Origin of the sequence: Streptomyces sp. NPDC088915, assembly GCF_044749825.1 — a bacterium.
Taxonomy (GTDB): domain Bacteria; phylum Actinomycetota; class Actinomycetes; order Streptomycetales; family Streptomycetaceae; genus Streptomyces.
This window is the reverse complement of the sequence record NZ_JBIVIR010000019.1, coordinates 144,547-156,214: the sequence shown is the minus strand read 5'-3', so window position 1 is coordinate 156,214 and position 11,668 is coordinate 144,547. Positions and strand designations below refer to the sequence as shown.

The following is an 11,668-nucleotide window of genomic DNA, read 5'->3' as shown; positions in this document are numbered from 1 at the left end:
ACCGCCGCCGCGAACGGCGCGATCTTCGCCTCCGCCAGCGCCCGCACCGACTCCCGGAGCATGTCGTGCTCCTCGGAAGGCCGATACAGGTCGAAGTCCTTGCCCATGATGTGGAGCTCCCCTAGACGCTTGTGGCACTGAGTACCCTCAGCAAAGCACACTCAGTGCCACAAATGCCAGAGCGCCCCGACGCGTCATGCGTCGGGGCGCTCGGGAAACCGCGCGGTCGGTCGCGTCAGCGGGAGGACACCGTGAGGTTCTCGCCGTCCTCGGCGAACCGCTTCTCGTCGTACTCGGCGGCGAGGTTCCGCGCGTGCTCCTCGGTCATCTCCAGGCGGATCAGCACGGCCGGGGTGCATATGGTCGGCAGTACGCACCGGAGCAGCACCAGAACCCGATGGGTCAGGTCATTGCGGTCGCACAGGATCTGGGACATGGCCTGGATCCCGGAGAAGGACCCCGCGAAGAGTTCGGCCGTGTCCGTCACGTTCACGTGGAGGAGGAGCTCCCCGCGCACCTTCGCGACGGTGAGGATCTCCGCCACCTGGTCGATCCACGCCCGGAAGGGAGCGGCCCGGTCGACCCCCGCGGCGCCGCTGTCCAGGGCCAGCGCGACGCTCGCCCGCACCAGCGGATCGCGCTGCAGCCGGTGGGTGAGCAGGAAGGCCTGGTCGACCAACTCCTGGAGCTTGACGGGCTGCGGGGTGAGGGGCTCGTCGAGCATCTGGGCGTCCAGCACGCCGAGGGCGAGGTCCTCCTTGGAGGCGAAGTGGAAGTACAGCGCCCCCTTGGTCACCCCGGCGCGCACCAGGATCTCCCCGATGGTCGTCCGCTCGTAGCCGCGCTCGGCGAAGACGGCGGCGGCCGACTCCAGGATGAGCCGCCGGGTCCGGATTGCACGCGCTTGCTGCGCCAAGGCGCCTCCCGCTGTCTCGCTGTCTGTGCTCACCCTGTGACGTGAAGCATTGAAAAGAAAACCGCGTTCTACGTACCCTACGCCGGACGGACGTGCCGTTCGGGGTGTGCAGGGACTGCGAGGGGGAGCCATGGAACAGCGCCACCGTGGAGGAACGACACCCGTCCCGGGGGAGTTCGTCCATCGGGCCGACCCCGCCGACATCATCCCCACGGCCTGGACACAGGTACGGGAGAATCGTTACTCCGTCTCCGCTCGCTGGCCTGCTTCGCATCCCTTCTTCTCCCCGGTGGCCGGTGACCGGCACGACCCCGTGTTGGTGGCCGAGACGATACGTCAGGCCACCATGCTCGTCCTCCACGCCGAACTCGGGGTACCCGTGGAGGATCAGTTCGTCATGTGGGAGCTGAACTACACCGCCGATCCCGGGGAACTCGCCCTCGACGGCCCCTCGTCGGAGATCGTCGCCGAGATCTCCTTCCCCGAACTGGAGAGGCGCGCGGGCAGGGTGCGCGGCCTGCGCACCAGCGTCGTCATCACCCGGGACGGCCGGCGGGTCGCCACCGGCGACAGCACGGCGCGCTGCACCCCGGGCCCGGCGTACCGCCGGATGCGGGGCGAGCGGATGGCGGCCCTCGGCCGCCCCGTCCCCCTGATACCCGGGGTGGACCCGCGCCTGGTCGGCCGCGAGGACCCCAAGGACGTCGTCCTGGGCCCCGGCGACCGCCCCGACCGGTGGCAGCTGCGGATCAACACCGCCCACCCCACGCTCTTCCGCCGCCCGAACGACCACGTCCCCGGGATGCTCCTCCTCGAAGCGGCCCGGCAGGCGGCGATGCTGGCGACCGGCGACACCGCCTACCTCCCGGCCGCCATGGAGCTCTCCTTCTCCCGTTACGTGGAACTCGACAGCCCCTGCTGGATCGAGGCCGAGATCCTGACCACCGCCGACCCGGCGACCACCGTCCGGATCACCGGCCACCAGGACGGCACGCCCGTCTTCCTCTGCACGCTCACCTCCCCGTCCCGTGAGCCGGTGGTGGCCGGACGCGGCCCCGCCGCCCGGTCGGCGGGCTGACCCGGAACGGACGATGGGCCCTCACCTCCTGATCACCGGCGCGTCCGGATTCATCGGCGGCCGGGTGGCGGCCGCCGCCACGACGACGGCAGAGGCCGGGCGCGTACGCCTGTTCGCCCGCCGCCCGCTCGACGCCCCGCCCTTCGGGCCGGAGGGGACCCCGGCGGTCGAGACCGTCCGGGGCGACCTCCGGGACCCCGACTCCCTGCGCCGGGCCTTCGAGGGCGTCGACGTGCTGATCCACTGCGCCTCCGCGATCGGCGGGGACGAGGAGACGGCCCGCGCCGTCAACGACGAGGGCGTCCGGGCCCTGGTCGACGCCGCCGTACGCGCCGGGGTGACCAGGATCGTCGCCCTGGGCACGGCCTCCGTCCACGGCCGCGGCCCCTTCCGCGCCGCCGCCCCCGGCACCCTGCCGATCGCCCCCGTCTCGACGACCAGCCGCACCCGCGCGGCGGGCGAGCGGCACGTCATGGAGGCCGGCGGGACCGTCCTGCGCCCCCACCTCGTGTACGGGGCCGGGGACCGGCAGATGGTGCCGGGCCTCGTCGAACTCCTCGGCGCCCTGCCCGGCCCGCTCGACGGCGGCGCCTCGCGCCACTCCCTGATCGACGCGGACAGCCTGGCGGGCGTCCTGCTCGGCGCGGCGCTCTCGCCCCGGACCCGGCCCGGCCCGTACCACGTCAACCACCCCGAACCGGTGCCGGTCGCGGACCTCCTCGCGGCGGGCGAGGAGCTGCTCGCCCACCGGGCCGGACCGCGCCGGGGCCCGGCGGTGGACATCGCCGAGGCGCGGACCCTCCTCGCGGCCCGCCCCTTCGCCCTCCACCACCTCGACATGCTCGCCACCGACCACTGGTTCGCCGACGACCGCACCTGGCGGGAGCCGGGCCGCGACCCGGGACCGGTCTTCACCGAGGGGTTCGCCCGCCACGCGGAGTGGTACCGGAGCTTCCTGGGTCCCTCCTCCTGAACGGGGCCTCCTCGGCCCCTCCTCCCGAACGGGGGCCTCCTCGCCCCCTCCTCCCGAACGGAGCCTTCCCGGTGTCCCCGGGCGGAGCCACCGCGCCCCTCCCGAACGGAAGCCGTCCGGCCCCCGGTCCGCGCCCGAGACCCCCTCGCACGCCCCTCCTCCGGGCGGTTCCCGGTGGATAAGGTGGGCCACGATGACACGTTTCCGCGAGAGCGTCCGGTCCCTGCTGCGCGAGCAGGTGCTCGACGCCGCCTACCGCCTCGTCGCCGCCGAGGGCTGGAGCGGGCTGCGCATGACCTCCATCGCGCGCGCCGCGGGCATCAGCCGCCAGACCCTCTACAACGAGTTCGGCTCGAAGGAGGCCATCGGCAACGCCCTGGTCCAGCGCGAGCTGGAGGGCTTCCTGATCGGCATCGAGCGCGAACTCGACGCCCACCGGGGCGCGTTGGAGGATGCGGCGGCGGCCGGCGTCGGCTACACGCTCCAGCAGACCGTGGACAACCCCCTCATCAAGAGCGTCCTGGTCGCGGCCCGGGGCGGCGAGGACGACCTCCTCGCCTACCTCACCACCCGCACGGAGCCGGTCTTCGGCACGGCGATGGCGATGCTCGACGCGTACGCGATCGAGGCCTGGCCCGACGTGGACGAGGAGTCGCGCGGCCTCGCCGTCGAGACGGTCGTGCGGCTCACCGTCAGCCACATCGTCCAGCCGGTGGCCTCCCCGGCGGAGACGGCGGCGCGCATCGCCAGGATCACGGCGAGGATCGCGTACCCGGGCGGCACCTGAGGCGTACCCCGTCCGGGCCCGGAGGCCGTACCCCGCCCCGGTCCGCACGTGCGACGAGGCCCGGTGCCGAACACGGGGGATCTTCGGCACCGGACCTCTGTTGAATATTCTACGAGATCCTCCGGAGTGCTCGCGCACGGCCCACCGCCCGACGGGCGGAGCGCGGGCGGACGGGGTACACCTCCCCTGAGACGCGGACCCGGCCGCACCCGGCCGGGACGACCCCCGCCCGCGTCGCCGACGCCGAGGAGGAGGCCGCCGTGGAAGGCAGGAGCAAGGGTTTCGTGCAGTCCTTCAACCGTCTCGGGGGATACGGGTTCGTCGTCCCCGTCGGCTCCGAGGAGCAGGTCTGGTTCAGCGCGGAGGACATCGAGGACGAGAGCAGGACCGTCTCGGAGGGGCAGCAGGTCTCCTTCGTCCTGGTCCTCGGGGACGGCCGCTTCGAGGCCAGGGAACTGCGCGTCTGACGCCCCCCGCGCCCCGGGGCGCGCCCCCGGGCCGGTGGTACTGTGCCGAGGCCAGTCGCACCTTTGTACGCGCCCGAACGGGTGTGTGCACGGGTCGGGGAATCCGGTGCGAGACCGGAACTGACGCGCAGCGGTGAGGGCGACGGGCGGAGCATCGGCCACTGGGCGGCGACGACGGCCCGGGAAGGCGCCCCGTCCGGCCGACCCCGAGTCCGAAGACCTGCTGGCGGCCCCGGCGGCCCGCCCGTCCGGGGAGCACCGTACGACAGGCTCCGCGTATGAGCCGTGGCCGCAGAGGAAGTCCCGTGCCGCTCGCACACCCCGTCCGCTCCGCCGTGCCGTTCCTCACCGGAGCCCTGCTCCTGACCGCGACCGGTTGCGGCGCGGGAACCGCACCCGCCCCCGACCGGCCCGCGCGCGGCGCCGCCGGAGACGCGAAGGCCGGATACCCGGTCACCCTCGACGACAACTGCGGACGGCCCGTCCGCGTCGAGCGCGCGCCCGAGCGGGCCGTCGCCCTCGACCAGGGCGCGGCGGAGATCATGCTCTCCCTCGGGCTCGCCGACCGCATGGTGGGCACCGGCACCTGGACGGACCCCGTGCTCAAGGGCCTGGAGGAGGAGAACGCGAAGGTCCCGCGCCTCGCCGACCGCTACCCCTCCGTCGAGAAGGTCCTCGACGCCGAACCCGACTTCGCCGCCGCCTCCTTCGCGTACACCCTCGGCAAGGGAGGGGTGGCGCCCCGCGAGCGGTTCGAGCAGCTCGGCGTCCCCACGTACCTCTCGCCCACCGATTGCGTCGGCAAGGACAACAGCGGGGACGGCGACGGGGTCCGCGTCCGGCCGCTCACCATGGAGACGGTCTACGGCGAGATCCGCGACCTGGCCCGGATCTTCGGGGTCCGGGAGCGCGGCGAGGAGCTCGTTGCCGAGCTCAAGGGCCGGGTGACGAAGGCGACTTCGGGTGGAGACTTCGAAAACGCCACGGTCCTCTACTGGTTCGCCAACTCCGAGGCGCCCTACATGGCGGGCTGCTGCGGCGCCCCCGGCATCGTCTCCCGCGAGCTGGGCGCGAAGAACGTCTTCGACGACACCAAGGAGGAGTGGCCCCAGATCAACTGGGAGACCGTCGCCGACCGCGACCCCGACGTCCTCGTCATCGGCGACCTCACCCGCCGCTCGCAGTCGGCCGAGAGCGCCGCCAAGAAGATCGGGTTCCTGGAGTCCGACCCGGTCACCCGCAGCATGACCGCGGTCAAGAACAAGCGGTACGTGCTCCTCAGCGGCCAGGCGCTCAACCCCACGATCCGCACCGTCGAGGCCGTCGAGAAGGTGGCGGCCGCGCTCCGCTCGTACGGTCCCGCGAAGTGACGGCCACCACCTCTCCGGCTGCCGCTTCGATACGGAAGGGAGCCGCGGCCCTGCTGTGGACGGCGGGCGGACTCGCGCTCCTGGCCGCGTCGATCGCCGTGGCCATCACCATCGGCCCGGCCCGCATCGGCGTCGCCGACGTGTGGTCGACGGTCGCCGCCCACCTCGGCGGGGGCGCCCCGGCGCTCTCCCCGATCCGCGACGGGATCGTGTGGGACCTGCGGCTTCCCCGCACCCTCCTCGCCGCCGTCTGCGGCGCCGGACTCGCCCTGTGCGGCGCGGTGATGCAGTCGCTGCTGCGCAACCCGCTCGCCGACCCCTTCGTCCTCGGCGTCTCCTCCGGCGCCTCGACCGGCGCGGTCGCGGTCGTCGTCCTCGGGATCGGCGGGGGAGTCCTCTCCGTCACCGGCGGCGCGTTCCTCGGGGCGGTCTGCTCCTTCGCGCTCGTGCTGCTGCTCAGCCACACCCTCGGCGGCTCGACGGACCGTGTGGTCCTCTCCGGGGTCGCCGCCATGCAGCTCTTCTCGGCCCTCACCTCCTTCGTCGTGATGACGGCCGCCGACGCGGAGACCACCCGGGGCGTCCTCTTCTGGCTGCTCGGCTCCCTCGCCGGGGCCGGCTGGAACGACGTGTGGGTGTGCCTCGGGGTCCTCGCGGCGGCCCTGGTGATCTGCGTCGGACACGCGCGGACCCTGGACGCGTTCGCCTTCGGGGAGGAGGCCGCAGCCTCGCTCGGCGTCGCCGTCGCCCGGACCCGGCTCGTCCTCCTGTGCGTCACCGCGCTCCTGACGGCCGCCCTGGTCTCCGCCGCCGGGGCCGTCGGCTTCGTCGGACTCGTCCTGCCGCACGCCGCCCGCGCGCTCGCGGGCCCCGGGCACGCCCGGCTCCTGCCGGTCACCGCCCTGGCCGGAGCGGTCTTCCTGGTCTGGGCCGACACCCTCGCCCGTACCGTCCTCGACCCCCAGGAGGTACCGGTGGGCGTGGTGACCTCGCTGATCGGCGTCCCGGCCTTCGTCCTGGTCCTCTACCGCACACGAAGCACGCGAAGCGCATGAAGCACACGAAGCACGAGGAGCACGCGATGACCCCCGCCCACAGGGACGCGGGCCTGCGCGCCGACCGCGTCTCGCGCACCGCCGGCGGCGTCCTCGTCCTCGACGGCGTCAGCATCGCCCCGGTCCCCGGCACCGTCACCGGCCTCCTCGGCCCCAACGGCTCCGGCAAGTCCACGCTCCTGCGCCTGCTCGCCGGCGTCCTCGCCCCCGACTCCGGGGTCGTCACCCTCGACGGCGACCCGCTGGCCGGACTCGGCCGCAGGACCGTCGCCCGGCGCCTCGCCGTGGTCGAGCAGCAGTCCGACACCCAGAGCGACCTGACCGTCGTCGACGTCGTACGGCTCGGCCGCGTCCCGCACCGCAGGGCCTGGACCCCGTCCTCGGCGGCCGACGAGGCCGCCGTCCGCTCCGCCCTCGCCCGCACCGGGCTCGCCGACCGGGCCCGCCAGCCCTGGCGGACCCTCTCCGGCGGCGAGCGCCAGCGCGTCCAGATCGCCCGCGCCCTCGCCCAGGAGCCGCGCGAACTCCTCCTCGACGAGCCCACCAACCACCTCGACGTCCAGCACCAGCTGGACCTCCTGGAGCTCGTCTCGGGGCTGCGCCTCACGGCCGTCGTCGCCCTGCACGACCTGAACCTCGCGGCGATGTACTGCGAGCGGCTCGTGGTCCTCTCCGGCGGCCGCGTGGTGGCCGGCGGCACGCCGGAGGAGGTGCTCACCGAGGAGCTGATCGCGGACGTCTACCGGGTCCGGAGCGTCGTGACCCGGCCGGACCCCGGGGGCCGCCCCCACGTCCGCTTCCTGGGGACGGCCGGGCCCTCCTACTCCCCGTCGCCGGGCTCCGGCGCCAGCGCGTCCATGAAGGAGCTGACCGAGAACACCGCGCGGCCGGGACCGGCCGGACCGTAGCCGGGCGGGGCGGTGAGGTCGTTCTCCCGGAGCGTCTCCGTGTACGCCTCCAGGAGCCGCAGGTGGTACTCGAGCGGGGCGCCGTCCGGGTTCTCGCGGCCCAGCGGCGTCGTCGGCTCCGGGCACCAGGTGGTGAAGCGGGGCGTGATCCCGCGCGACATGAAGAACCGCAGGCCCTCCCGGGTGGAGGCGATGGCCTCGTCCACGGTCAGGAAGCCCGAGGGGCGCGCCATCTCGACCCCGGCGACGAAGTTCGGGATGACGTTGCGCGGCCCGAAGACCTCCGCCGAGTCCAGGATGCGGCGGTGCCACTCGTCCCGGCCGATGTAGCGCTCCTTGCCGGGGCAGTACAGCTCGAACAGGCGCCGGTCCCACACCTCGTAGTTCGGGTGGTAGATCCGGATGCCGTAGTCGTGGAAGCGCTGCACGTCCGCCTTGGGCAGGGCCTGCGCGACGACCTTGCCGATCCAGCGGCCGGGGAAGCGCTCCTCGATGGCCTGCGCGTACTGCCCGTAGAAGTCGGCCTCGTCCTTCCCGCCGACCTTCGAGGTGACGGCCCCGCCGGTCAGGGTGTACGCGGTCGACGCGCGGGCCGTGTCGTGCCGGTCGATGATCTCCAGGGCCTCCAGGACCTCGTCCACCGGCTTCACCCCGGTGTACGGGCGGCCCGCCGCCTTGTGCTGGCGCCAGTTGTGGTTGATGTCGCAGTACTGGCACTCCTCCTTGGCGCCGAAGTACTGGCACACCCGGAAGACCGTCAGGTAGATCAGGTAGCCCCACTGGATCGTCGGCGCCACCTCCATCACGGACTTGCCGTTCGACAGCGGGTGCCGGTAGTACTCCGGCATCGGCGGCAGGCCGACGTCCGCGATCCGCGCCCCGTCCAGGAAGAGCGCGAGCGCCCCGTCCTCGTCGGGCGCGACCCGGTACGGCGAGGACGGGTTGACCCGCACCGACACCACCGTGCGCCGCAGCCCGTACGGGCCGCCGGTCAGCACGATCTCCTCCGGCGGCCGGTTGAGCGCCGCCTCCCCGAGCTCGGGCAGCGTCCGGTGGTCGAAGGAGAAGATGAAGTACGACTTCGGCTTCACCTCGCCCCCTTCGTTGCCGGACAGGGCGGCGGGGTCGAAGGCGACCCCGCCGCGCAGCAGGTCCTCCTTGAGCACGGCCTCCCGGGGAATCCCCGGGAAGCGCTCCATGAGGGACTCCACGACGGACGTGCGGGTGGGTGCGACGCTGGACACAGGCGGGTCTCCCGAGGTGAGGGGGCTCATGGAGCCGACGTGTACCCCACGCTACGCGCGCGTGCCCCCGGGGCGTCGGCCGGGGTTCCCGGCCCCGGCCCCGGGGGCGCGTCCCGTCACGAGCCGGACAGCTCCGCGCGGACCGTGCGGGCGGCGGCGACCAGGTTCTCCAGGGAGGCCCGGGTCTCCGGCCAGGCGCGGGTCTTCAGACCGCAGTCCGGATTGACCCACAGGCGCTCGGCGGGGACGGCCTCCAGACCGGTGCGCAGCAGGTCCGCCGCCTCCTCGGCGCTCGGCACCCGGGGCGAGTGGATGTCCCAGACGCCGGGACCGGCCTCGCGCGGGTAGCCGTGGGCGGCGAGCTCCCGGGCCACCTGCATGTGGGAGCGGGCCGCCTCCAGGCTGATGACGTCGGCGTCGAGGTCGTCGATGGCCTGCACGACGTCCCCGAACTCGGCGTAGCACATGTGGGTGTGGATCTGGGTGTCCGGCCGCACCCCGCCGGTGGCCAGGCGGAACGCCTCCGTCGCCCAGTCGAGGTACGCCGGGCGGTCGGCGGCCCGCAGCGGCAGCGTCTCGCGCAGCGCCGGCTCGTCCACCTGGATGACGGAGGCGCCGGCCGCCTCCAGGTCGCCCACCTCGTCGCGCAGGGCGAGCGCCACCTGCCGGGCGGTCTCGCCGAGCGGCTGGTCGTCGCGGACGAACGACCAGGCCAGCATGGTGACGGGGCCCGTCAGCATCCCCTTGACGGGCTTGGACGTGAGGGACTGGGCGTACGCCGTCCAGCGCACCGTCATCGGCTCGGGCCGCGAGACGTCACCGGCCAGGATCGGCGGGCGGACGTAGCGGGTGCCGTACGACTGGACCCAGCCGTGCCGGGTGACGAGGTAGCCGTCGAGCTGCTCGGCGAAGTACTGCACCATGTCGTTGCGCTCGGGCTCGCCGTGCACCAGGACGTCGACGCCGGTCTTCTCCTGGTACGCCACCACCTCCCGGATCTCGTTCCTGATCCGCTCCTCGTACCCGGCCGTGTCGATCCGGCCGGCCCGCAGGTCGGCGCGGGCCGCGCGCAGCTCGTCGGTCTGCGGGAAGGAGCCGATGGTGGTGGTCGGGAGCAGCGGGAGGCCCAGGTGGGCGCGCTGGGCGGCGGCCCGCTCGGCGTACGGCTGCGAGCGGCGGGCATCGGCCCCGGTGACGGCCCCGGCGCGGGCGCGCACGGCCGGGTTCCGGGTGATGGGGGAGGTGGCGCGGGAGGCGAGGACGGCGCGGTTGGCGGCCAGCTCGCCGGCGATCGCGTCCGTCCCCCGCGACAGGCCCCTGGCCAGCGTGGCGAGCTCGGCGGCCTTCTGCCGCGCGAAGGAGAGCCAGCGCAGGATCTGCGGGTCGACGCCCTTCTCGGCCGCCGCGTCGAGCGGCACGTGGAGCAGGGAGCAGGAGGCGGAGACGTCGACCCGGTCGGCCAGGCCGAGGAGGGTGCCGAGGGTGGCCAGGGACTTCTCCAGGTCGTTGACCCAGATGTTGCGGCCGTCGACCACACCGGCGACGAGCCGCTTCCCGGGCAGCCCGCCGACGGCGGCGAGCCCCTCCAGGTTGGCGGCGGCCGGGCCGGTGAAGTCGAGCGCGAGACCCTCGACGGGCGCCTCGGCCAGGACGGGCAGGGCGTCGCCGAGCCGGTCGAAGTACGAGGCGACGAGGAGCCGCGGCCGGTCGGTGAGCGCGCCGAGGTCGCGGTAGGCGCGCGCGGCGGCGTTCAGCTCGGCCGGGGTCCTGTCCTGGACGAGCGCGGGCTCGTCGAGCTGCACCCACTCGGCGCCGGCCGCGCGCAGGTCCGCGAGGACCTCCGCGTACACCGGCAGGAGCCGGTCGAGCAGGGTCAGCGGATCGAAGCCGGCGGCCACGCCCGGTGCGGGCTTGGCGAGCAGCAGGTAGGTGACGGGTCCGACGAGGACCGGACGGGCCGTCAGCCCCAGGGCGAGGGCCTCCTCCAGCTCCGCGACCTGCTTCGAGGAGTCGGCCGTGAAGACCGTGTCCGGGCCCAGCTCCGGCACCAGGTAGTGGTAGTTGGTGTCGAACCACTTCGTCATCTCCAGCGGAGCGACGTCCTGGGTGCCGCGCGCCATGGCGAAGTAGCCGTCCAGCGCGTCGGCGGCGACGGCCTCGCGGTGCCGCGCGGGGATCGCGCCCACCATGACGGTGGTGTCCAGGACGTGGTCGTAGTACGAGAAGTCGCCGGTCGGCACCTCGTGGACACCGGCCCCGGCGAGCTGCCGCCAGTGCGTGCGGCGCAGTTCGGCGGCGGTGGACCGGAGGGCGCCGGCGGTGACGCGGCCCTTCCAGTAGCCCTCGACCGCCTTCTTCAGCTCCCGGTCCCGGCCCTGACGGGGGTGGCCGTACACGGTGGCCCGTGCTGCCGCGGCTGCGGACTTCGTGGTCACGGAGATCTCCTTCGCGAGATGAATCCCTGAGGTCCCGGGGACGGGACGAGGACGCGAAGGGGCGACGGACCGGACGGTTGCGAACACGCGCGGCGGGGCGCGGTCGTCCGTCGGTATGTACGCCGACCCGCCCTCGAGGTCACCGGGATGTCCGCGCGCGGAATCGTCCGCGTGCGGGCAACGGGCAGGTCTTCGGACTCACGGGCACGTCGCGCTGTACACGACTCCTACTGGCCGTCGCTTCCCAGACCCTTCCCGGGCCCAGTGCGTATGACGGCGGTCGTTCCCGCTCACCGCTGCGGGGCAGTCCCGGATTCCCACCGGGTTCCCTCTTACGACGCCTCCCGCCTGGCGGACGGGGGCGAACCAGCTGCCCGGCCAGGGTACGGGGTCTGCACCGGGAGTGGGGACGGGTATCTCGCCATTCGGGCGAGC

10 protein-coding genes and 2 riboswitches are annotated in these 11,668 nt (G+C 73.7%); of the genes, 7 read left to right on the top strand and 3 right to left on the bottom strand.

Annotated elements, in window-relative coordinates; genetic code table 11:
* Nucleotides 1-235: 235 nt before the first annotated feature.
* A complete protein-coding gene (locus ACIP5O_RS30650) occupies nucleotides 236-916 on the bottom strand; it encodes a ScbR family autoregulator-binding transcription factor (protein WP_356548922.1) in 681 nt (226 codons plus the stop codon).
* Between the two features lie 130 nt (nucleotides 917-1,046).
* On the opposite strand from ACIP5O_RS30650, the gene ACIP5O_RS30645 reads away from it, so the two are divergent.
* The 7 genes from ACIP5O_RS30645 to ACIP5O_RS30615 all read left to right on the top strand — a co-directional run bounded on the left by ACIP5O_RS30645 (nucleotide 1,047) and on the right by ACIP5O_RS30615 (nucleotide 7,554).
* The gene (locus tag ACIP5O_RS30645; protein ID WP_401299067.1) at nucleotides 1,047-1,994 is read left to right on the top strand and encodes a ScbA/BarX family gamma-butyrolactone biosynthesis protein; all 948 of its coding nucleotides are present in this window, start codon (nucleotides 1,047-1,049) and stop codon (nucleotides 1,992-1,994) included.
* Nucleotides 1,995-2,007: 13 nt separating this feature from the next.
* Entirely contained in the window at nucleotides 2,008-2,967 is a 960-nt protein-coding gene (locus ACIP5O_RS30640) for an NAD-dependent epimerase/dehydratase family protein (RefSeq protein WP_401299065.1), read from the top strand.
* A gap of 193 nt (nucleotides 2,968-3,160) precedes the next feature.
* Nucleotides 3,161-3,754, top strand: coding sequence for a TetR family transcriptional regulator (locus ACIP5O_RS30635; RefSeq protein ID WP_401299062.1), 594 nt, complete (start codon nucleotides 3,161-3,163; stop codon nucleotides 3,752-3,754).
* Nucleotides 3,755-4,014: 260 nt separating this feature from the next.
* Entirely contained in the window at nucleotides 4,015-4,221 is a 207-nt protein-coding gene (locus tag ACIP5O_RS30630; RefSeq protein WP_356548918.1) for a cold shock domain-containing protein, read from the top strand.
* 96 nt (nucleotides 4,222-4,317) lie between these two features.
* Nucleotides 4,318-4,443, top strand: a riboswitch (cobalamin riboswitch).
* Nucleotides 4,444-4,499: 56 nt separating this feature from the next.
* On the top strand, nucleotides 4,500-5,591 hold the full coding sequence (locus ACIP5O_RS30625) for an ABC transporter substrate-binding protein (protein ID WP_401299059.1): 1,092 nt from the start codon (nucleotides 4,500-4,502) through the stop codon (nucleotides 5,589-5,591).
* Entirely contained in the window at nucleotides 5,588-6,646 is a 1,059-nt protein-coding gene (locus ACIP5O_RS30620; protein WP_401299056.1) for a FecCD family ABC transporter permease, read from the top strand. The genes ACIP5O_RS30625 and ACIP5O_RS30620 overlap by 4 nt, the downstream gene beginning before the upstream one ends.
* The gene (locus ACIP5O_RS30615; protein ID WP_401299053.1) at nucleotides 6,643-7,554 is read left to right on the top strand and encodes an ABC transporter ATP-binding protein; all 912 of its coding nucleotides are present in this window, start codon (nucleotides 6,643-6,645) and stop codon (nucleotides 7,552-7,554) included. Before ACIP5O_RS30620 ends, ACIP5O_RS30615 begins: the two co-directional genes overlap by 4 nt.
* On the opposite strand, the gene ACIP5O_RS30610 is transcribed toward ACIP5O_RS30615, so the two are convergent.
* Together ACIP5O_RS30610 and metE are read right to left on the bottom strand one after the other, a co-directional pair.
* Nucleotides 7,467-8,753 (bottom strand): radical SAM protein, encoded by a 1,287-nt coding sequence (locus tag ACIP5O_RS30610; RefSeq protein WP_401299102.1) that lies wholly within the window; start codon nucleotides 8,751-8,753, stop codon nucleotides 7,467-7,469. The genes ACIP5O_RS30615 and ACIP5O_RS30610 overlap by 88 nt on opposite strands.
* Before the next feature lie 161 nt (nucleotides 8,754-8,914).
* Entirely contained in the window at nucleotides 8,915-11,233 is a 2,319-nt protein-coding gene (gene metE / locus ACIP5O_RS30605; RefSeq protein WP_401299050.1) for a 5-methyltetrahydropteroyltriglutamate--homocysteine S-methyltransferase, read from the bottom strand.
* 186 nt (nucleotides 11,234-11,419) lie between these two features.
* A riboswitch (cobalamin riboswitch) is annotated at nucleotides 11,420-11,568 on the bottom strand.
* Nucleotides 11,569-11,668: the final 100 nt, after the last annotated feature.